At 69.5% G+C, this 21,285-nt stretch carries 17 protein-coding genes; 10 read left to right on the top strand and 7 right to left on the bottom strand.

The window, feature by feature from the left end; translation table 11 throughout:
- From I8N67_RS33775 to I8N67_RS33765, 3 genes are read right to left on the bottom strand one after another with little or no spacing between them, the layout of a single operon-like run.
- Window positions 1–1,149: a cystathionine gamma-lyase gene (locus I8N67_RS33775; protein WP_200308080.1), complete on the bottom strand. Its 1,149-nt coding sequence runs from the start codon at window positions 1,147–1,149 to the stop codon at window positions 1–3.
- Complete coding sequence (locus I8N67_RS33770; RefSeq protein WP_200308079.1) at window positions 1,146–1,637, bottom strand: low molecular weight protein-tyrosine-phosphatase; 492 nt, start codon at window positions 1,635–1,637, stop codon at window positions 1,146–1,148. Before I8N67_RS33770 ends, I8N67_RS33775 begins: the two co-directional genes overlap by 4 nt.
- 8 nt (window positions 1,638–1,645) lie before the next feature.
- Window positions 1,646–2,023, bottom strand: a complete 378-nt coding sequence (locus I8N67_RS33765; RefSeq protein ID WP_200308078.1) for a phage holin family protein — start codon at window positions 2,021–2,023, stop codon at window positions 1,646–1,648.
- A gap of 57 nt (window positions 2,024–2,080) precedes the next feature.
- Between I8N67_RS33765 and I8N67_RS33760 the strand changes: the two genes are divergently transcribed.
- The 4 genes from I8N67_RS33760 to I8N67_RS33745 all read left to right on the top strand — a co-directional run bounded on the left by I8N67_RS33760 (window position 2,081) and on the right by I8N67_RS33745 (window position 4,718).
- Window positions 2,081–2,398, top strand: coding sequence for a cupin domain-containing protein (locus tag I8N67_RS33760; protein WP_200308077.1), 318 nt, complete (start codon window positions 2,081–2,083; stop codon window positions 2,396–2,398).
- A 164-nt stretch (window positions 2,399–2,562) separates the two neighbouring features.
- Window positions 2,563–2,775, top strand: coding sequence for a DUF5326 family protein (locus tag I8N67_RS33755; RefSeq protein WP_200308076.1), 213 nt, complete (start codon window positions 2,563–2,565; stop codon window positions 2,773–2,775).
- Between the two features lie 645 nt (window positions 2,776–3,420).
- Window positions 3,421–4,182, top strand: a complete 762-nt coding sequence (locus tag I8N67_RS33750) for an IclR family transcriptional regulator (RefSeq protein WP_307835450.1) — start codon at window positions 3,421–3,423, stop codon at window positions 4,180–4,182.
- Window positions 4,183–4,280: 98 nt separating this feature from the next.
- Window positions 4,281–4,718 carry an SsgA family sporulation/cell division regulator gene (locus tag I8N67_RS33745; protein WP_200308075.1) on the top strand — a complete coding sequence of 146 codons (438 nt, stop codon included), beginning with the start codon at window positions 4,281–4,283 and terminating at the stop codon, window positions 4,716–4,718.
- 31 nt (window positions 4,719–4,749) lie between these two features.
- Here the strand turns inward: I8N67_RS33745 and I8N67_RS33740 are convergent, their stop codons facing one another.
- A complete protein-coding gene (locus I8N67_RS33740) occupies window positions 4,750–6,213 on the bottom strand; it encodes a YibE/F family protein (protein ID WP_200308074.1) in 1,464 nt (487 codons plus the stop codon).
- A gap of 220 nt (window positions 6,214–6,433) precedes the next feature.
- Here I8N67_RS33740 and thiC point away from each other — a divergent pair, with 220 nt between their 5' ends.
- Window positions 6,434–8,260 carry a phosphomethylpyrimidine synthase ThiC gene (gene thiC, locus I8N67_RS33735; RefSeq protein ID WP_234046719.1) on the top strand — a complete coding sequence of 609 codons (1,827 nt, stop codon included), beginning with the start codon at window positions 6,434–6,436 and terminating at the stop codon, window positions 8,258–8,260.
- A gap of 238 nt (window positions 8,261–8,498) precedes the next feature.
- Here the strand turns inward: thiC and I8N67_RS33730 are convergent, their stop codons facing one another.
- The 3 genes from I8N67_RS33730 to I8N67_RS33720 all read right to left on the bottom strand — a co-directional run bounded on the left by I8N67_RS33730 (window position 8,499) and on the right by I8N67_RS33720 (window position 11,964).
- Window positions 8,499–9,374 carry a hypothetical protein gene (locus tag I8N67_RS33730; RefSeq protein WP_200308073.1) on the bottom strand — a complete coding sequence of 292 codons (876 nt, stop codon included), beginning with the start codon at window positions 9,372–9,374 and terminating at the stop codon, window positions 8,499–8,501.
- 183 nt (window positions 9,375–9,557) lie between these two features.
- Window positions 9,558–10,652: a metallophosphoesterase gene (locus tag I8N67_RS33725; protein WP_307835451.1), complete on the bottom strand. Its 1,095-nt coding sequence runs from the start codon at window positions 10,650–10,652 to the stop codon at window positions 9,558–9,560.
- A gap of 199 nt (window positions 10,653–10,851) precedes the next feature.
- Complete coding sequence (locus I8N67_RS33720; RefSeq protein WP_200308071.1) at window positions 10,852–11,964, bottom strand: LacI family DNA-binding transcriptional regulator; 1,113 nt, start codon at window positions 11,962–11,964, stop codon at window positions 10,852–10,854.
- 413 nt (window positions 11,965–12,377) lie between these two features.
- Here I8N67_RS33720 and hisC point away from each other — a divergent pair, with 413 nt between their 5' ends.
- The 5 genes from hisC to I8N67_RS33695 all read left to right on the top strand — a co-directional run bounded on the left by hisC (window position 12,378) and on the right by I8N67_RS33695 (window position 21,252).
- Window positions 12,378–13,457: a histidinol-phosphate transaminase gene (gene hisC, locus I8N67_RS33715; RefSeq protein ID WP_200308070.1), complete on the top strand. Its 1,080-nt coding sequence runs from the start codon at window positions 12,378–12,380 to the stop codon at window positions 13,455–13,457.
- 253 nt (window positions 13,458–13,710) lie between these two features.
- Window positions 13,711–15,219, top strand: a complete 1,509-nt coding sequence (locus tag I8N67_RS33710; RefSeq protein ID WP_200308069.1) for a cytochrome ubiquinol oxidase subunit I — start codon at window positions 13,711–13,713, stop codon at window positions 15,217–15,219.
- 27 nt (window positions 15,220–15,246) lie between these two features.
- Window positions 15,247–16,251, top strand: coding sequence for a cytochrome d ubiquinol oxidase subunit II (cydB, locus tag I8N67_RS33705; RefSeq protein WP_200308068.1), 1,005 nt, complete (start codon window positions 15,247–15,249; stop codon window positions 16,249–16,251).
- Window positions 16,252–16,349: 98 nt separating this feature from the next.
- On the top strand, window positions 16,350–19,919 hold the full coding sequence (gene cydD, locus I8N67_RS33700) for a thiol reductant ABC exporter subunit CydD (protein ID WP_200308067.1): 3,570 nt from the start codon (window positions 16,350–16,352) through the stop codon (window positions 19,917–19,919).
- Between the two features lie 268 nt (window positions 19,920–20,187).
- A complete protein-coding gene (locus tag I8N67_RS33695; RefSeq protein ID WP_200308066.1) occupies window positions 20,188–21,252 on the top strand; it encodes a peptidoglycan DD-metalloendopeptidase family protein in 1,065 nt (354 codons plus the stop codon).
- Window positions 21,253–21,285 lie beyond the last annotated feature (33 nt).

The raw sequence follows: 21,285 nt of genomic DNA, 5'->3' as shown, positions 1-21,285 counted from the left end.
CTAGTCGGTAGCAACAGCGAGCGCACGCAGCACATCCGCCACGAGGTCGTCGGTGTCCTCGGCGCCGGCCGAGAAACGGATGAAGCCCTCCGGCACCGCGTCGCCTCCCCACCGCCCGCGCCGTTCCGCGGTGGACCGCACGCCGCCGAAGCTTGTGGCATCGTCCACGAGGCGGAGCGCGTCGAGAAAACGGTCGGCACGCGCGCGCGCGGGCAGCGTGAACGACACCACGCACCCGAAGCGCCGCATCTGCTGCGAAGCGATCTTGTGCGAGGGGTCGTCGGGCAGCCCCGGGTAGCGCAGCCCGGTCACCTCGGGCCGTTCCTTGAGCGCCTGGGCCACGGCCAGGGCGTTGGCGTTCTGCCGGTCGGCGCGCAGCTGGAGTGTGGCGAGCGAGCGGTGCGCGAGCCAGGCCTCCATCGGGCCCGGGATGGCCCCGACGATCTTGCGCCAGCGCCGTACGCCGGCCATCAGCGAGGCATCGCGCCCGACGACGTATCCGAGCAGGACGTCCCCGTGCCCGGTCAGCTGCTTGGTGCCGCTGGCCACCGCGAAGTCGGCTCCCAGGTCCAGCGGCCGCTGCCCGAGCGGTGTCGCCAGCGTGTTGTCGACGGCGACCAGGCAGCCACGCGCGCGTGCTTCCGCGCTGAGCCGCCGCACGTCGCACACGTCCAGCCCCGGGTTCGACGGAGTCTCGATCCACAGCAGCTTGGCGCCGTCGAGAGCGTCGAGCTGGGCGTCGCCGCCCGTCGGGGCGCTGCGCACCTCGATGCCGTACGACCGCAGCTGCTCACCCGCCAGGGGCAGCACGTTGTAGCCGTCGCTCGGCAGGACGACGACGTCGCCGGTGCTCAGCTGTGAGAAGAGGACGGCGGAGATGGCGGCCATTCCGGAGGCGAAGACGAGCGTCTCCACGGCGTCGTCCCTCCCGGGCGCCTCCAGTTCGCCGATGGCGCGTTCCAGGAGGGTCCATGTGGGGTTCTGGTCGCGACCATAGGCGTACGGGCCGGTGGGCTCGCCCGGGAGGTGGTAGTGAGCGGCGAAGACCGGCCCGGGAAGGGTCGGTTCGTGTTTGACGGGCTCGGGCAGTCCGGCCCGCACCGCGCGCGTGCCGTCACCGGGGCCCGCGGTGGGGTTCTCCGTGCTCATGCGATCAGTCCCTCCGTCTGTTCGCGTACGGCGGCCAGCAGCCCGGGGCTCGCCGCCTCCACGAGCTCCAGGCACTCCTCGAAGCCGTCCATGCCCCCGTAGTAGGGGTCGGGAACATCGAGGTCGTCGCCCGCGGCGGGGTCGTAGGAGCGCAGGAGCCGGATCTTGTCCGCGTCCGCCGCCGTGGGCGCGAGGCGGCGCAGGGCTTTGAAGTGGCCGTCGTCGAGGGCGATGACGAGGTCGAGGCGGGAGAACCAGGAGACCTGGAACTGCCGGGCCGCGTGCATGCCGTCGTAACCGTTCGCCTCCAGGACGGAGACGGTGCGTGGATCGGCGGCGTCGCCCTCGTGCCAGCCGCCGGTGCCCGCGCTGTCGACCTCGACCAGGCCGTCGAGTCCGGCCTCCGCTATGCGGGCGCGGAAGACGGACTCGGCCATCGGGGAGCGGCAGATGTTGCCGGTGCAGACGAAACAGACTCGGTAGGTCATGCCGACCCTCAGTCGCCGTCGGGCAGGACGAGGCTGAGCGCCCACGAGACGATCGAGATGATCAGTCCGCCGAGGACGGCAATCCAGAACCCGTCCACGTGGAAGCTCAGATCGAGCTTGTCGGCCAGCCACGAGGTGAGCAGCAGCATCAGGGCATTGACGACCAGTGTGAACAGGCCGAGCGTGAGGATGAACAGCGGGAGGGTGAGCAGCTTCACGAGCGGCTTGACCACGGCGTTCACCAGGCCGAACACGAGAGCGACCAGCAGCAGCGTGCCGACCTTCTTGCCCGTGCTGTCCCCGGTCAGAGTGATCTTGTCGATCAGCCATACGGCGACTGCCAGGGCACCCGCGTTGGCGATCGTCTTGACTAGGAAATTCATCATGTGTCTGATCGTGGCAGAAGAGATCGGTACGAGCACTGGGCAGGGGCGACTAAGTCGATGAAGGCATTCCGGTTGGATGAACTGGAGGCGGAGCGAGCCGCCAATGACGGTGCCTATCTGCAGTTCCTGCGCGAGCGGAACATGTCCGTCGGCCTGTACGCGCTCGACGCCGGCGAACTCGACCCGCAGAAGCCCCACAGCCAGGACGAGGTGTACCTGGTGGTGAGCGGCCGGGCCTCGCTCACGGTCGGCCTGGAGACTACCCAGGTGGCGCGTGGCAGTGTCGTGTACGTGCCCGCCGGGGTCGCCCACAAGTTCCACCACATCACCGAGGACCTGAGGGTCGTGGTGGTCTTCTCTCCGCCGGAGGGCTGAGGTCCGCTTCACGGTTCCCTAGGGGAACGATCAGGGACGGACAAGGGGTGCGAAGCCCCCGAACGGCCCCTTCGCGGCCCTAGCATCGATGACAGGACAGCTGTAGGCCCGGAAGCAGTGCCCCGGTGGCGGGGCGACGGGTGGAGACACAAGGAGCAAGGGCGATGCGGGAGATCTTCACGGGGATGCCGTGGTGGGTGAAGTGGATCGCGGTGCCGGTCATCGCTCTGCTCGTGTTCGGAGGGCTGATAGTCAGCGTCGTCCAGGTCGTGGTCGGCCTGCTCTTCAAGGTGCTGGTCTTCGTGGCACTGGTCGGTGGACTGATCTACGTCGTACGGAAGTTCACGGCGGGCTCCTCCTCGCGCGGCGACTGGTGAGGCGTCAGCACGGGGTAACGGCTGTGACGTGAGTGAGTGAGGCCGGTCAGGGCGCGGCGGTAACAGGAACGTGAGGTTCCCTCGCCAGAGGGAAGTTTCCCGTCGGGCCCGTCTACGGACGGTGACAGGCGGCTAGAGTCCGGGAACTCGTCGCGGGCTCGACCCCCGCGGGCGGCGCATTTTCCTCCCGTGTCCCCCGCACGGGCGGCCCTCCTCGCGCTTCGGGAGTGACCCTTGGCCACGGCTGACACCGCACCCGCAGATCCGCTCTCTCCACCAGCCCAGCGCTCCCAGTCGGCGCAGAGCGCCGTTCCTCCCACCCAGCCGGGCCCTCGATCCACACCGACAGCCGCCGCCGAGCAGCCATGTGTTCGGGCCGCGCCGACTCAGGTTCCGCCGCCTCCGTCGCGTACGAGGTCCTCCAAGGCCCCGGCTCCCCCCGCGCAGCCACGCACCTCGCCGGGTGAGGAGAACGCTCGGGGCGGCGACCCTCCGGTGGCGCAGACGCCGCCACGGGCGCAGCCGCGGACACCGGCCCCACCGACCCGGACACAGGCACCGGCGGGGGCACTCGTCCGGCCCGGGCCGCCTCACGGGCACGGTTCGGGCAGGGGGACGCGCATCCCGCCCCCTGCCCCGACGCCCGTGTCGGAGACGAACTCCGGCACCCTCATCGGCTCCGTACAGCGGGCGATGCGGCTGCTGGAAGCCGTCGCCGAGCGAGAACACGGGGCGCCGGCCAAGCAGTTGGCGCGGGATGCCGGACTCGCCCTGCCCACGGCGTACCACCTGCTGCGCACGCTGGTGCACGAGGGCTATCTGCGCCGGGAGAAGGGGCTGTTCTTCCTCGGTGAGGCCGCCGAGCGGCTGAGCAGCAGCGGAGCGCAGCAGAAACGTCGCAGCACGGTGGGCGAGGCACTGGCGCACTGGCGGGACGCCCTCGGCGCACCCGTCTACTTTGCGATCTACCGGGACGGCGAGATCGAGGTCAAGTGTGTCGCCGACAGCCCGAACCTCCCCGCGGTCGAGGAGTGGGCAGACTTCCGGGAGACCGGCCACGCACACGCCATCGGGCAGTGTCTGCTGTCCCAGCTCGGCGACGACGCCCGCCGCGATCACCTAAACCGCTATCCGGTGCAGTCACTCACCCCGTACACCGTTCGCGACAACGAGACGCTGCTACGGCGCCTGGACCGGATCGGGCGGATGGAACCGGTCGTCGAGCGTCAGGAGTACGCCCTGGGGACGGTCTGCGCCGCGATCCCCATCACCGCGGGGGCGACCGCCGGGACTCTGGCCATTTCGCTGCCCCTGCACCAGGCCGACCGGCTGCTGCCCGCGGCGCATCAGTTGCAGACCGAGATCGGAAAGCTACTAGGGACACTCGCGATCTCTATCAGCATCTGAAAAATCACTCCTTGTGATCTCTCGTGTACTTTCAGCAAACTTCCAGGGGTGTCAGGCGGATGATGCCTGACCAGTCGACGAACACGGCGGGGTAGGCGATGCGCGAGTCGGTACAGGCAGAGGTCATGATGAGCTTCCTCGTCTCGGAGGAGCTCTCCTTCCGCATCCCGGTGGAGCTGCGTTACGAGACCTGTGATCCCTACGCCGTGCGGCTGACCTTCCATCTGCCCGGTGACGCCCCCGTGACCTGGGCCTTCGGGCGGGAGCTGCTCATCGACGGCGTGGGGCGGCCGTGCGGGGACGGGGACGTCCATATCGCGCCCGCCGATCCGGAGAGTTTCGGCGAGGTCCTGATCCGGCTTCAGGTCGGTATCGATCAGGCGCTGTTCCGGGTCGGCACGGCGCCGCTGGTGGCGTTCCTGGACCGCACGGACAAGCTCGTGCCGCTGGGGCAAGAGCGTTCCCTCGCGGACTTCGACACACTGCTCGACGAGGCGCTGGACCGCATCCTGGCGGAGGAGCAGAGCGCGGGCTGAGCCCTGCGCCGCCCGAGGGTGGCGTAACGCTTCAGCGCTTGCGCCGACGGCCCCTTCCGCCGCGCGCCGGAGCGGGCACGGCCGCTTCCTCCGCCGAGGCGCCCGGCCGGTCGGCCGAGACGACCAGGGCGGCCAGCGCGGTGGTCAACGGAACCGAGGCCACCAGGCCGATCGAGCCGACGAGCGTGCGCACGATCTCCTCGGCGACCAGCTCGCTGTTGGCGACCGTGCCGACACTGCTCTGCGCGATCGAGAAGAGCAGGAGCAGCGGGAGTGCGGCACCGGCGTAGGCGAGGACGAGGGTGTTGACCACCGACGCGATGTGGTCCCGGCCGATCCGGATGCCCGCGCGGTACAGCTCGCGCCAGCCCATCGACGGATTGGCCTCGTGCAGTTCCCAGACCGCCGACGTCTGCGTGACCGTCACGTCGTCGAGTACACCGAGCGAACCGATGATGACGCCGGCGAGCAGCAGACCGCTCATGTCGATCGTCGGGTACAGCCCGTGGATCAGGCCGGTGTTGTCGTCCGTGTTGCCGGTCAGGGCGGCCCAGTCGATGAACAGCGAGCCCAACAGGCCGATCAGCAGCAGCGAGATCAGCGTGCCGAGCACCGCGACCGAGGTACGGGCCGAAAGGCCATGGCACATGTAGAGCGCGATCAGCATGATGGCGCTCGCCCCGACCACCGCCACCACCAACGGATTCGAGCCCTGCAGGATGGCCGGCAGGATGAAGAGGGTCAGCACCATGAAGCTGATGGCCAGCGCGACCAGAGCCATGACACCGCGCATCCGGCCCACTGCCACGACGGCGAGTGCGAAGATCCCGGCGAGCAGCGCCATCGGGAACTTCCGGTTCACATCGGTGACCGAGTACTGCAGATCCTTGGGCGCGGCGGGTTCGTACGCGACCACGACCTCCTGGCCCTGCTCCAGCTGCCGTGACTGGTCCGGCTGAATGATCTCCGTGAACGTACGGCCCTTGTCGTCGCCGGTGTCGACCCGGATCGTCGCCTTCTTGCAGGTGCCGTTCGCTTGCTGCTGTGCGGACGAGCCCTCGGCGGTGGACGTGTCGCCGGTCGGGGTCTCGCCCGAGGCGTTCACTGACGAGCAGTCGACCTCTTCGACCTTCGTGACGGTGGCCTGCTGTGTCTGCCGGTCGAAGCCCACCCCGGTGCGCTCGTGCTCCGGAGCGCCGCCGGGCCAGAGCACGACGAGGCCCACGACGACCGCGGCTGCGAAGGGGATCAGCACCGCCGCGATGACCTTGCGCAGATGCTGCGAAACGGGCGCGGCGGGGCCGTGGCTGTGACTGTGGGAATGGCCGTTGCCGCCACTGGGCGAGGGGTCTTGGCCGTGCCCGTCGCCGGGTCCGTGGCCGCCACCGGAGCCGTATCCACGGCCACCGTGGGAGCCGTGGCCATGGCCGTCTCCGGGGCCATGGCCATGGGGCGGCTCGGGGGGCGGAGGCGGGGGCTGCTGCGTCGTGGTCACCGACCGATCATCGCAAGAACGAGCGGTGCCCACTGTTCACCGCGCCACATCTGCCGCTAGCGTGGAGCCACCTTTGCACACGCGGGAGCTCGGAGCACCGGGCTGAGAGGGCGCTGACCTCCGCAGACGCGATGTTTCACGTGGAACATCGCCGGGCGGAAATCGCTGCGTCGACCGCTGAACCTGTTACCGGGTAATGCCGGCGTAGGGAGTAGGTCTCATGACCATCGAGGACACACGCACGCCTGCCTCCAGCCAGACAGATGGGGCATCCGCCTCGTCCGAGGGCGAAAAGAACCACGGCGAACAGCCGCTGGAGGCCGGGAAGTCCGTCGGCTGGCACAAGGCGTACATCGAGGGCTCGCGCCCCGATCTGCGGGTGCCGGTCCGCCAGGTGCACCTCACCAACGGGCAGTCCGTCACCCTGTACGACACCTCCGGCCCGTACACCGATCCCACCGCGGAGACCGATGTCCGCAGGGGACTCCTCCCCCTCCGCGAGAACTGGATCGTGGCGCGCGGAGACACCGAGGAGTACGCGGGCCGTCCGGTCCGCCCCGAGGACGACGGGATCAAGCACACCTCGCCACGCGGCGGGCTGCGCAATCTCGACGCGGTGTTCCCCGGGCGGCCGCGCCAGCCGCGCCGGAGCCGTGACGGCCGGGCGGTGACCCAGCTCGCGTACGCGCGACGTGGGGAGATCACCCCCGAGATGGAGTTCGTGGCCGTGCGCGAGAACGTCGCGCCGGAGGTCGTCCGCGAGGAGATCGCGGCGGGCAGGGCCGTACTGCCCGCGAACGTGAACCATCCGGAGATCGAGCCGATGATCATCGGTAAGCGGTTCCTGGTGAAGGTCAACGCCAACATCGGCAACTCCGCGGTCACTTCCTCCATCGAGGAGGAGGTCGAGAAGATGACCTGGGCGACCCGCTGGGGCGCCGACACGGTCATGGACCTGTCCACCGGCCGGAACATCCACACCACCCGCGAATGGGTGCTGCGCAACTCCCCTGTTCCCATCGGCACGGTGCCGCTCTACCAGGCCCTGGAGAAAGTCGACGGCAGGGCCGAGGAGCTGACCTGGGAGATCTACAAGGACACGGTCATCGAGCAGGCCGAACAGGGCGTGGACTACATGACGGTCCACGCGGGCGTGCGCCTGGCGTACGTACCGCTGACCGCCAACCGCAAGACCGGCATCGTCTCGCGCGGCGGCTCGATCATGGCGGCCTGGTGCCTGGCACACCACAAGGAGTCGTTCCTCTACGAGAACTTCGAGGAACTGTGCGAGATTCTCGCGGCCTACGACGTCACGTACTCGCTCGGCGACGGTCTCCGGCCCGGCTCCATCGCGGATGCCAACGACGAGGCGCAGTTCGCGGAGCTGCGCACGCTCGGGGAACTCAACACGATCGCGAAGCGTTTCCACGTACAGACCATGATCGAAGGCCCGGGACACGTCCCGATGCACAAGATCAAGGAGAACATCGATCTGCAGCAGGAGATCTGCGATGAGGCTCCGTTCTATACGCTCGGCCCGCTGACCACGGACGTCGCACCGGCGTACGACCACATCACCTCAGGCATAGGTGCCGCGATGATCGCGTGGTGGGGCACTGCGATGCTCTGCTACGTCACGCCCAAGGAACACTTGGGACTGCCCAATCGTGACGACGTGAAGACCGGCGTCATCACCTACAAGATCGCGGCCCATGCGGCGGACCTCGCCAAGGGGCATCCGGGCGCACAGGAGTGGGACGACGCGTTGTCGGACGCCCGCTTCGAGTTCCGCTGGGAGGACCAGTTCAATCTGGCCCTCGACCCCGATACGGCCCGGGAGTTCCACGACGAGACCCTCCCGGCCGAGCCGGCCAAGACGGCCCACTTCTGCTCCATGTGTGGCCCGAAGTTCTGCTCGATGAAGATCTCCCACGACATCCGCCGCGAACACGGCGGTTCCAAGGCCGAGATCGAGGCGGGCATGGCCCAGAAGTCCAAGGAGTTCGCGGAGGCGGGGAACCGGGTGTATCTGCCGATGGCGGACTGACACCGACCACGGCGGCGATGCTGGCCTTGAGGCGTGCGTCAGGGCGCGTACCACTGGTGCGTTCAGTCGTGTCGCGCTGTCTTCGGACGCTCGAAGTCCGCGACGAGCGGCGCTCTTCCAGCTGGTTGCCGGGAGAGCCCGTCGCGGGGTGGCGGCGCTCTGGCCGAGGTCGGCCGGGGCGCGCCGGGTGGCCGCCGAAGCCCGGTGGCTTCCGGGGCGGCGGCCGTAGCCCGGGGCGTTACTCCGGGTGGTGCTCGGGGCCGCCGAAGTCCGGGCTGGTGAAGTCCGGGCTGGTGTAGCTGGGGCGGGAGCCGGCGCCGCCGCTGTCCGGGCTGGTGAAGCTCGGGCGGCCGTAGCCGAGGTGCGGCATACGGCTGGGCGGTGCCGGCCGGTCCGGCTCGCTCAGCAGCTCCGGGCCCGGATTCGCGAGGGCGTCACGGAGGAACGGCAGGATGCCGCGCTCCAGAAGAACCTCGCGCCAGGCTTCCTTGGCCCGGGACACCTCCTCGCTCAGCTCGCCGCGCGCTCCGTCGTCCAGAAGGGCGGTGGCGTTGTTACGCAGGGCGGTGAGCAGGAGGCCGACCGCGGCCACCAGGATCGCCGCGGCCGTGACCGCGCCGAAGACCCACCCCGTGGTGAGGAGGGTCTTGGCTATCGCCCGATCGGGGTCGAGCACCTTCATGACGTACCCCACGAGCAGGAAGAGCACGGCGGCGGTGCCGGCGAGGACGGGCGCGAGCACCGCGGCTATGGCACCGGCGCCGGCACCTGCCGCCTCGGTGACCTCGCCCATGGAGACCGCGAGTCCCACCGCGGTGCCGTCCGGCTCGCTGGATCCGGACGCCGCCCCTTCACGAGCGGGGACGGTGGGTGACGACGGGCTGCGGAATTCGTCGCGGACCTTTACGTAGTACTGGTATTCGGTCGCTGCGGCGGCCGTGATGATCGCCGTGGCGTTGAGGGCCATGGTGCGCAGCTGTTCGGGGTTGAGGCGCTGCAGGCCGGCGGCGAATTCCGGGCGGTGTGGGGCGGAGCGCAGCACCTCGCCGAGGATCCGCTCGTACTCCTGGCGGTCCTCACTGAGCAGGTGCTGCGGAACGCTGTTCATGTGCATCCCCCGATGCTCCGTAGGGCTTGTGGCTCGGCATGCTGACGAGCCGTCGGGCAGAAACGGAGGGGAGCCTGCTACGGATAAGCCGATGGTAGAGCGGTGACGGCAGGCGGTGACAGGGGGTTTGAATAAATTGGCCCCTGGCCAGCGAACTCTTCCGACGGAAGACGCCTGCCCGTTGAAGGCTCAGCTACCCAGGGGAAGTTGCTGGACCAGCAGTTTTCCGGCCATGGTCACGCCGCCGTCCATGGCGACGGCCAGTCCGTCCGCATAGGTGTACGGTCCGTCGACCGAAGGGCCCGCGTTGTCCTCACCGTCCTCCGAGCCGACGTCGCCCAGGAGATACGGAATGGGGCTGTGACCATGGACGATGCGGGTGCCGCCGTAGGTGTCCAACAGCGAGCGCACGGCGTCGGCGCCGCCCTCGTCGCGGAAGGAGAAGCGCCGGGTGAACTTGCGGAAGAGATCCCAGACCTCGTCCGGGTCATTGCGAGTGATCGTCTCGCGGACGGTGTCGTTGACCGCCTCGATGGAGTCGCCGTAGTCGCGGTAGGCGGTGGTGTCGGAGTGCACCAGGAGGTGGCCGTCGACCTCCTCCATGGCGTCGAGACGGGCCATCCACTGAAGATGGTGGTCCTGGAGGCGGTCCATGTCGGTCTTCTGGCCACCGTTGAGCAGCCAGGCGGCCTGGAAGGTGGCGGTGCCCGCACCGGAGTTGACGGGGGTGTCGCCGAACCGCTTGGCGCCGAGCAGCAGCAGCTCGTGGTTGCCCATGAGGGCCTTGCAGTAGCCGCCTGCCGCGGCCGCCTCGGCGGACAGGCGCATCACGAGGTCGATGACGCCGATGCCGTCCGGGCCGCGGTCGGTGAAGTCGCCGAGGAACCAGAGCCGGGCGGTGCCCGCCGACCAGTTGCCCGCGGCGTCGACGAGACCCTTCTCGCGGAGCGCGGCGAGGAGTTCGTCGAGGTAGCCGTGGACGTCCCCGACGACGAAGAGCGGACCCGATCGGGCGGCGGACCGGTCTGCCTCCGCGGCCTCCGGGTCGATCACGACCTGAAGCGTGTCACCTCGGTTGATCACCGGTAGATCCCGCTGCGTCGGGGTGTACCCCGCCGGGTAGTCGTCCGGCTCTTCGGCGGGCCTGGAGGCCTCGCCGGGTTGTGTGGTCTGTCCGTACGGACCGGCCTCGTGGACGTACGCGGGTACACGGAAATCGCGCACCGTCGGCGTCCGCACCTCGGGTCCCTGACCGGCCCCCTGCGTCATCGACCCCTCCACCACCATCGCCCGCGTCTGCACCGCATCGGACTGCCTGGTCGCAGCGGCCCGCGGTGTCGTCCGCCCATCATAGGAATGCGGATCGCGCCATGTGATGACCCAGGGGTGGTGAAATGGCGCAGGGTCCCAGTTCGCTGAGGATTTCTCCCGAATTGGGCGGGGCTCTCCCCGCCCAATTCCCGTTCGGATCCTCGCTGCGGCGTCAACCTTCTTCAGGTGATCGTGGCGGGCTGACCGTCGTACGCGGTGGACGCCGCTCGGACGAGGTCCGCACGATCAGCTCCGTCGGTATCACCTGCTCGACCGGTTGGTCCGATTCGAGCCCCTCGATGGCGTCGATGAGGAGCTGGACCACGGCCGTGCCGATCCGGCGCGGCTTCAGCGAGAGCGTGGTGATCGGCGGCTCGGTCGTGGCGTACACCGTGGACTCGCTGCAGCAGACGAGCAGCAGGTCGTCGGGGACGCGCAGACCGTACCGCCGGGCGGCGGCCAGCAGATCGGTGCCGTTCGGGTCGAATAGGCCGTAGACCGCGTCGGGGCGGTCGGGCCGGGCCAGCAGCCGGTCGGCTGCGATGGCTCCCGCGCACGGATCGTGTGCCGGATAGGCTTCGTACACCGGATCCTGGCCCACGCGCTCGCACCAGCGCAGGTATGCGGTGGTGGAGAGATGGGTGTACGTGTCGGTCGTCGTGCCCGTGAGGAGCCCGATCCGGCGTGCGCCCGAATCGGCCAGGTGGTCAAGGATCCCGAGGACCGCGGCCTCGTGGTCGTTGTCGACCCACGCGGTGACCGGCAGCGAGCCGGCCGGGCGGCCGTCTGAGACCACTGGTAACCCCTGGCGGACCAGTTCGCTGACAACCGGGTCGTGGTCGGACGGGTCGATGACCACGGTGCCGTCCAGGGCGACGTTCGACCACACGTCGTGTCGCGAGGTCGCGGGGAGGATGACCAGGGCGTAGCCCCGGGCCAGCGCGGCCGAGGTGGCGGCCCGCGCCATTTCCGCGAAGTACGCGAACTCGGTGAAGGTGAAAGGTTCATCCCCGTATGTGGTCACGGTCAGGCCGATGAGGCCGGATTTGCCGGTTCTGAGAGTTCGGGCCGCCGCCGAGGGGCGGTAGCCAAGTCGGTCGGCGACCTCGCGTACATGGCGTCGGGTGGCGTCCGGGAGCCGGCCCTTGCCGTTGAGGGCGTCCGAAACGGTCGTGATGGAGACTCCGGCGGCGGCGGCCACGTCTCGGATGCCCGCCCGGCCCGACCGGGTGCCTCGGCGGGGGGTTTCCGCGCGGCTCACCTGGTGCTTCCCTGCTGCTGTCATGGCGAGCCGATAGTAGGGCTCATGCGGTGGGGTAGTGCGGACGCATATGCGCTCGTTGACAGGCACGTTTCTGCATGGTCACAAAGGGTCAATTTCCTTGCATTGTAAGGGAGTTGGGCGATCCAATGCCAGGACGTGTCTTGTCGACGCGGATGAGCCTGCCAAGTAGCTCATGTTTCGAAGAGGTCTCAACTCACCTGCACGGGTGACGCGCGCCACGGCGCGAGCCACCGGCGCGCGTGCTTCTGAGCGGCGCGCCCCCGAGATTCGTACACCTTCGTGCGCTGATGCCCGTGAGGCTGATGGGGCCGGAGAGGTGTGGACACAGTGTGGCCGCGGTTGTCCACAGGCCGTTCGCAGGGGCGCGGAATCCTCATAAGGTGAGAAGCATTACGTCGACGAGGAGGACTGCGGTGAGCGAGACGAGCCCCAAGCTGCGAGCCGAGCTGGCGGGTATCCCCACCTACAAGCCGGGCAGGGCGGCCGCGGCGGGCGGCCCGGTGGCGTACAAGCTGTCCTCCAACGAGAACCCCTATCCGCCGCTGCCCGGTGTGCTGGAGAGCGTGACCGGCGCGGCCTCGTCCTTCAACCGGTACCCGGACATGGCGTGCACCGGGCTGATGAACGAGTTGTCGGACCGCTTCGGGGTGCCGGTCACGGACCTGGCCACAGGCACCGGCTCGGTCGGTGTCGCCCAGCAGTTGCTCCAGGCGACCTCGGGGCCCGGCGACGAGGTGATCTACGCCTGGCGGTCGTTCGAGGCGTACCCGATCATCACGCAGATCAGCGGCGCCACGTCGGTGCAGGTGCCGCTGACGCCGGGTGATGTGCATGACCTGGACGCCATGGCGGACGCGATCACCGACCGGACCCGGCTGATTTTCGTCTGCAACCCGAACAACCCGACGGGGACGGCGGTCCGCCGGGCCGAGTTGGAGCGGTTCCTCGACCGGGTGCCCGGTGATGTGCTGGTGGTGCTGGACGAGGCGTACCGGGAGTTCGTGCGCGATGTCGAGGTGCCGGACGGCGTGCAGTTCTACCGCGAGCGGCCGAACGTGTGTGTGCTGCGGACCTTCTCCAAGGCGTACGGACTCGCCGGCCTCCGGGTGGGCTTCGCGATCGCCCACGAGCCGGTGGCGGCCGCCCTGCGCAAGACGGCCGTGCCGTTCGGTGTGAGCCAGCTGGCCCAGGACGCCGCCGTCGCCTCGCTGAACGCCGAGGACGAGCTTCTCGGCCGGGTCGGCTCGCTGGTCTGTGAGCGGAACCGGGTCGTCGAAGCGCTGCGCGGCCAGGGCTGGACGGTGCCGGAGACGCAGGCGAACTTCGTGTGGCTGCGGCTGGGGGAGCGCACGGTCGATTTCGCCGCCCTGTGCGAGCAGGCCGGCGTCGTCGTACGGCCGTTCCCTGGCGAGGGGGTGCGGGTGACGATCGGCGAGACCGAGGCGAACGACATCTTCCTCAAGGTGACGGAGGCCTTCCGCAAGGAGCTCTAGCTGGCGGCGATCGAGGGTCCGGGGTGCTGTCCCGGGCCCTTTTTTTCATGCCTGGAGGTGGGCTGACGTGCTCTTTTCGCAGGCTGCGGTGATCGTTGCGGGATTAGGGACCCCCCGCGTGTCGGGGTTCGAACGGGCATGCGCCATAATGCTTGTGAATGTGAACGCGTTCACAAGCTCGTCCCGGTTGTCCTGTGATGTACGTGACAAGCAGGGCAAACTGCCGCAGTGCCACGGCATGTAAGGAGAAGACGTGGACCTCGCTCTGGCGCCGGAGACTCTGGCGCGATGGCAATTCGGTATCACCACCGTCTACCACTTCCTCTTCGTCCCGCTCACGATCTCGCTCGCCGCGCTCACCGCCGGCCTGCAGACCGCGTGGGTGCGTTCGGGGAAGGAGAAGTACCTCAAGGCGACGAAGTTCTGGGGCAAGCTCTTCCTGATCAACATCGCCATGGGTGTCGTCACGGGCATCGTGCAGGAGTTCCAGTTCGGCATGAACTGGTCCGACTACTCGCGCTTCGTCGGTGACGTCTTCGGAGCCCCGCTCGCCTTCGAGGCGCTGATCGCCTTCTTCTTCGAGTCCACCTTCATCGGCCTGTGGATCTTCGGCTGGGACAAGCTGCCGCAGAAGATCCACCTCGTCTGCATCTGGATGGTCTCCATAGGCACGATCCTGTCGGCGTACTTCATCCTCGCGGCCAACTCGTGGATGCAGCACCCCGTCGGCTACCGGATCAACGAGGCGAAGGGCCGGGCCGAGCTCACCGACTTCTGGCTCGTCCTGACCCAGAACACCGCGCTCACCCAGGTCTTCCACACCCTCGCGGCGGCCTTCCTCACCGGCGGCGCCTTCATGGTCGGCATAGCGGCCTTCCATCTGGCACGCAAGAAGCACATCCCGGTGATGAAGACCTCGCTGCGGCTAGGCCTGGTCACCGTGGTCATCGCCGGCATGCTCACCGCGATCAGCGGCGATCTGCTCGGCAAGGTCATGTTCAAGCAGCAGCCCATGAAGATGGCCGCCGCCGAGGCCCTGTGGGACGGCGAGGCGCCCGCGCCCTTCTCCGTCTTCGCCTATGGCGACGTCGACAAGGGCCACAACAAGGTCGCCATCGAGATCCCCGGCCTGCTGTCCTTCCTCGCCAACGACGATTTCGACTCGTACGTCCCCGGCATCAACGACGTCAACAAGGCCGAGCAGGAGAAGTACGGGCCCGGCGACTACCGGCCCAACATCCCGGTCGCCTACTGGGGCTTCCGCTGGATGATCGGCTTCGGCATGACGTCCTTCGCCATCGGTCTGGTCGGGCTCTGGCTGACCCGCAAGAAGTTCCTGCTGCCGCAGCAACTGCGGGTGGGCGACGACGAAGTGCCGCACCTCGTGCTGCTGCCGAAGAAGGCACTCGGCCCGACCCTCACCAAGTGGTACTGGCGCATCGCGGTCCTGACCCTGGGCTTCCCGCTGATCGCCAGCTCATGGGGCTGGATCTTCACCGAGATGGGCCGCCAGCCGTGGGTCGTCTACGGCGTGCTGCGCACCGAGGACGCGGTCTCCCCCGGTGTCTCCCAGGGCGAGATCCTCACCTCGATGATCGTCTTCACCACCCTGTACGCCATCCTCGCCGTCGTCGAGGTCAAGCTGCTCACGAAGTACATCAAGGCGGGACCGCCCGAGCTGACGGAGGCCGACCTCAACCCGCCCACGAAGATCGGCGGCGACCCCCGTGACGCCGACAAGCCGATGGCCTTCTCGTACTAGGCCGCACCGGGCCGAGGGAGCACAGTCATGGAACTTCACGACGTCTGGTTCGTCCTCATCGCCGTCCTCTGGATCGGCTACTTCTTCCTGGAGGGCTTCGACTTCGGGGTCGGTGTCCTCACCAAGTTGCTGGCCCGGAACCGTCCGGAGAAGCGGGTCCTCATCAACACCATCGGACCGGTCTGGGACGGCAACGAAGTGTGGCTGCTCTCGGCGGGCGGCGCGACCTTCGCCGCCTTCCCCGAGTGGTACGCCACCCTCTTCTCCGGCTTCTATCTGCCGCTGCTGCTCATCCTGGTCTGCCTGATCGTCCGCGGTGTCGCCTTCGAGTACCGGGTGAAGCGGCCCGAGGAGAACTGGCAGCGCAACTGGGAGACGGCGATCTTCTGGACCTCGCTGCTCCCCGCCTTCCTCTGGGGTGTGGCCTTCGCCAACATCGTGCGCGGAGTGAAGATCGACCGCGACTTCGAGTACGTGGGTACTCTCGCCGACCTGCTCAATCCGTACGCCCTCCTGGGTGGTCTGGTCACGCTGACGCTCTTCACCTTCCACGGGGCGGTGTTCGTCGGGCTCAAGACCGTCGGGGACATCCGGGAGCGGGCGCGGCAGCTGGCGCTGCGCGTCGGTGCTGTATCGGCAGGACTGGCGCTGTTGTTCCTGCTCTGGACGCAGATCGAGAAGGGTGACGGCGTCTCGCTGGTCGCGGCGGTCGTGGCCGTAGCCGCGCTCGTGACGGCGCTGGTGGCGGTGCGAGCGGGGCGCGAGGGCTGGGCGTTCGCCCTGTCGGGAGTCACCATTGTGGCGGCCGTCGCGATGCTCTTCCTGACGCTCTTCCCGAACGTCATGCCGTCCTCGCTGAACGAGGAGTGGAGCCTTACGGTCACCAACGCCTCGTCGAGCCCATACACCTTGAAGATCATGACGTGGTGCGCGGCGATCGCGACGCCGGTCGTGATGCTCTACCAGGGCTGGACGTACTGGGTGTTCCGCAAGCGCATCGGCACGCAGCACCTCGCCGAGTCGGCGCACTGAGGCAGGGCGTGGGGTGTGTTTGACGATGTTTCACGTGAAACACGCCTCCTTGAGTCGAAGAGGCATGTTTCACGTGAAACATGCCCGCTGAGGAGAGGGTGTTTCACGTGAAACCAATCGACCCCCGACTGCTGCGGTACGCCCGCGCCACCCGCCTCTTCCTGATGGTCGTCGTCGGCCTGGGCATCGTCGGGGCCGCACTCGTCATCGCGCAGGCGATGCTCATCGCCGAAGTGGTGGTGGGTGTTTTCCAGCACGGGATGGCCGTCGCTGAACTCCGTACTCCCCTGCTGCTGTTGACTGCTGTGGCGCTCGGGCGGGCGCTGGTCTCCTGGCTCACCGAACTGGCCGCTCACCGCGCGAGCGTGGCGGTGAAGTCGGAGCTGCGGGGCCGCTTGCTGGAGCGGGCCGCCGCGCTGGGCCCCGGCTGGCTGAGCGGGCGGCGCACGGGTTCGCTGGTCGCCCTCGCCACCCGTGGGGTCGACGCGCTCGACGACTACTTCTCGCGCTACCTGCCGCAGCTGGGCCTTGCCGTCGTCGTACCCGTGGCGGTGCTCGCGCGGATCGTCACGGAGGACTGGGTGTCGGCGGCGATCATCGTCGGCACGCTGCCGCTGATCCCGGTCTTCATGGTGCTGATCGGCTGGGCCACGCGATCGCAGATGGACCGTCAGTGGCGGCTGCTGTCACAGCTGGCGGGGCACTTTTTGGATGTCGTCGCCGGGCTGCCCACGCTGAAGGTGTTCGGCCGGGCCAAGGCGCAGGCCGAGTCGATCAAGCGGATCACCGGGGAGTACCGGCAGGCGACCATGCGGACGCTGCGGATCGCGTTCCTGTCGTCCTTCGCGCTGGAGCTGCTCGCGACGATCTCGGTGGCGCTGGTCGCCGTCACCATCGGGATGCGGCTCGTGCACGGTGAGATGGACCTGTACATCGGGCTGGTCATCCTGATCCTCGCCCCCGAGGCGTATCTGCCCGTCCGGCAGGTGGGCGCCCAGTTCCACGCCGCCGCCGAGGGACTGGCGGCGGCCGAGGAGATCTTCGAGGTCCTGGAGACGCCGGTGCCGGTGTCCGGGACGGGGGCTGTGCCTCCCGCCGGTGACATCCGCTTCGACGGGGTGACCGTCCGGTACCCGGGGCGGTCGTACGACGCCGCCTCGGTCGTGTCCTTCACGGTCGCCACCGGGGAGACGGTGGCCCTCGTCGGGCCGAGTGGGGTGGGCAAGTCGACGCTGCTGAACGTCCTGCTGGGATTTACGAGCGCCACGGCGGGCCGGGTGCGGGTCGGGGGAGCCGATCTCGCCTCACTCGACCTGGACGAGTGGCGTTCGCACATCGCGTGGGTGCCGCAACGGCCGCATCTGTACGCCGGGTCGATCGCCGAGAACGTACGGCTGGCCCGTCCGGAAGCGGACGACGCGGCGGTGCGGCGGGCGCTCGCCGACGCGGGGGCGCTGGAGTTCGTGGACGCGCTGCCCGCCGGGACCGAGACGGTCCTCGGCGAGGACGGTGCCGGGCTCTCCGCCGGACAGCGGCAGCGGCTCGCCCTCGCCCGGGCGTTCCTCGCCGACCGGCCCGTACTGCTTCTCGACGAGCCGACGGCCTCGCTGGACGGGGAGACGGAGGCGGGGGTCGTGGAGGCGGTGCGGCGGCTGGCGGTGGGCCGGACCGTGCTGCTGGTGGTGCACCGGCCGGCGCTGCTGGAGGTGGCGGACCGTGTGGTGCGGCTGGAGGGACGGGCCGCCGACGATCTGCCCTCATGGGTGCCTGCCGGTACCCCTGACCCCCTTGAGGAACGGGAGGCCCATGGAGAGTCCGGCCTCCGGGGAGCGGCGGACGGGCGGGCCATTGACGCGGAGGCGGCTGAGAAGGCCGCGGATGGCGGGAGCGTTCACTCCGCAACGGCCCCTCTCACCGTGCGGCGCTGTGTGCTCAGCCGTGTCCGCCGTATGGCCGGGCCCCGGCGGGGCCGGCTCGCCCTCGCCCTGTTGCTCGGCAGTCTCGCGCTGGGCAGTGCCGTCGGGCTGATGGCGACCTCCGGGTGGCTGATATCGCGGGCCTCGCAGCAGCCTCCGGTGCTGTATCTGATGGTCGCGGTGACGGCGACGCGGGCGTTCGGCATCGGGCGGGCGGTGTTCCGGTACGCGGAGCGGCTGGTGTCGCACGACACCGTGCTGCGGATGCTGGCCGACACGAGGGTGGCCGTCTACCGGCGCCTTGAGCGGCTGGCGCCCGCCGGGCTCCGGACGACACGGCGGGGCGACCTGCTCTCGAGGCTGGTCTCCGACGTGGACGCCCTGCAGGACTACTGGGTGCGGTGGCTGTTGCCCGCCGGTGCCGCGGTGGCCGTGTCCGCCGCCTCCGTCGGCTTCACCGCCTGGCTGCTGCCCGAGGCCGGAGCCGTCCTCGCGGTCGGGCTGCTCGCCGCCGGGGCCGCAGTGCCCCTCGTGACCGGGGCGGTGGCCCGGCGGGCGGAGCACCGGCTGGCGCCGGCTCGCGGGGTGCTGGCCACCAGGGTGGCCGATCTGCTCACCGGTACCGCCGAGTTGACGGTCGCGGGTGCTCTGCCCGCACGTACCGCCGAGGCGCGACAGGCCGACCACGTGCTCACCCGCATCGCCTCCCGCGCCGCCACCGCCACCGCGCTCGGCGACGGGCTCACCGCACTCGTCTCCGGGCTCACCGTCGCGGCCACCGCGTTCTTCGGCGCCCAGGCGGTCGTCGACGGGCGGCTGAGCGGCGTGGCCATGGCGGTCGTCGTCCTCACCCCGCTGGCCGCGTTCGAGGCGGTGCTGGGCATGCCGCTCGCCGTCCAGTTCCGCCAGCGGGTACGCAGGAGCGCGGAGCGCGTGTACGAGGTGCTGGACGCCTCCGACCCCGTACGCGAGCCGGAACGGCCCGCGGCGCCGCCGGTGTCGCCTTTTCCCTTGCGTCTCGAAGGGCTCGGCGCTCGATACGCCGGGCAGGGCCGGGACGCGCTCGCCGGGCTGGGCCTCACCCTCGAACAGGGGCACAGGGTCGCCGTGGTCGGCGTCTCGGGGGCGGGCAAGACGACGCTCGCGCAGGTGCTGCTGCGGTTTCTGGACGCCCGCGAGGGGACGTACACGCTGGGCGGTGTGGACGCGTACGCGCTCGACGGGGACGCCGTACGGCGGCTCGTGGGGCTGTGTGCCCAGGACGCGCACCTCTTCGACAGTTCCGTGCGGGAGAACCTGCTGCTGGCCCGGAAGGACGCGGGCGAGGCGGAGCTGCGGGACGCGCTGTCGCGGGCGCGGTTGCTCGACTGGGCCGACGAACTGCCCGACGGGCTCGACACCCTGATCGGTGAGCACGGGGCTCGGCTCTCCGGCGGCCAGCGGCAGCGGCTCGCCCTCGCCCGCGCCCTGCTGGCCGATTTCCCGGTCCTCGTCCTCGACGAGCCGGCGGAACACCTGGACCTGCCGACCGCCGACGCGCTCACCGCGGATCTGCTGGCCGCGACCGAGGGGCGTACGACCCTGCTGATCACCCATCGGCTGGCCGGCCTTGAGGCGGTGGACGAGGTGGTCGTGTTGGCGGAGGGACGCGTCGCCCAGCGCGGGTCGTACGCGGAACTGGCCGCCGTGGACGGCCCCTTGCGGGCGATGCTGGAGCGGGAGGCGGCGGGGGAGCTGCTGGCCGGGGTCTGAGTGGCTCACTCCTCAAGGTGCGTGAGGGCGTGGGCCGGGCCGTCGCCGGGCTGGTCGTGAAGATCCAGGGGATCCGCTCTGCCGTCCTCACCTTCCAACGTCCGGCTGCGGAACAGCGGCCTGAGTGCTGCCGATCGGCTCCCCCGTCGAACGCCCCGCAGCCGGGCCCCTGTTCGGCCCAGTGATTTGGTCCGTCCGGGGCACGCCGTCCCCCGGACGGACCGACTCGAACAGGCCGGAGGCGCCGGCGCGGGCCACGATCGCTGGCATGCGTCTTTCTCGTCGGCATCCGTTGTTCGTCGTCGGGCTGTTGTGTGCCGCGGCGGTTCTCGTGGCCCGGCCCACGGCGGCAGAGAGCGACGGCGGCGGGGCCCCGGGGGCGCCCGGGGAGGCCGGGATCAGCGCTCAGGTGGCGCGGCTGTTCGAGGACGCGGCGGTGGCGACACAGCAGTACGAGGCGGGGCGGCGGGCGGCGGAGAAGCAGAAGGCGGAGGCACGGCGGCTGGAGACCCTGCTCGCGCGGGAGCGGCGGCAGATCGCGGTGTTGAACGCCGACCTCGGCCGGATCGCGCGCGCCCAGTACCGGGAGGGCGGCGGGGTGCCGTATACCGCGCAGATGCTGCTCGCGGAGGATGCCGAGGAGCTGATGCGAGGTCAGCGAGCCGTCTGGCAGGCCGATCTGGCGGTCAACAACGCCGTGGCCAAGAGCCGTCGCGCGGAGTCGAGGCTGGCCGCGGACGAGGCGAAGGCCACGACCGCGTGGCAGGCGCTGGAGGGGCGCAACTCCGAACTGGCCGAGATCAAGCAGACGATCCAGCAGAAGCTCGAAGAGGCACAGTGGACGCTCCAGGGGCAGGCCGACGTGGCAGTCGCGGCCGGTGCCTGCCGGGGAGCCGTCCGATTGGACCAGCCGGTCACCGGCCGCACGAGCGCGTGGGTCGCGCCCGTGGAGACGTACGAACTGTCCGCGGGCTACGGCAGCGGCGGTGAGCGCTGGGCCAGTCGGCACACCGGGCAGGACTTCGCGGCGCCGATCGGCACGCCGGTGCGGGCGGTCGGGGCAGGGCGTGTGGTGAAGGTGTCGTGCGGAGGCGCCTTCGGCATCGAGGTCGTCGTCCAGCACGAGGACGGCTACTACACCCAGTACGCCCACCTCGCCGCGGTCACCGTCGACCAGGGCGAACGGGTGGACCCGGGGCAGTGGATCGGCCAGTCGGGCACCACCGGCAACTCCACTGGGCCGCACCTGCATTTCGAGGTGCGGGTCACTCCGGAGCTGGGGTCGGGCGTGGACCCCGTGCCGTGGCTGCTCAAGCACGGGGTGCGGTTGTAGCTGTGCACGGCGCGGGCCATGTCTGTCGGTGGC

This window comes from Streptomyces adelaidensis (genome assembly GCF_016598475.1).
GTDB lineage: Bacteria > Actinomycetota > Actinomycetes > Streptomycetales > Streptomycetaceae > Streptomyces > Streptomyces adelaidensis.
This window is presented reverse-complemented; position numbering and strand designations above follow the sequence as displayed.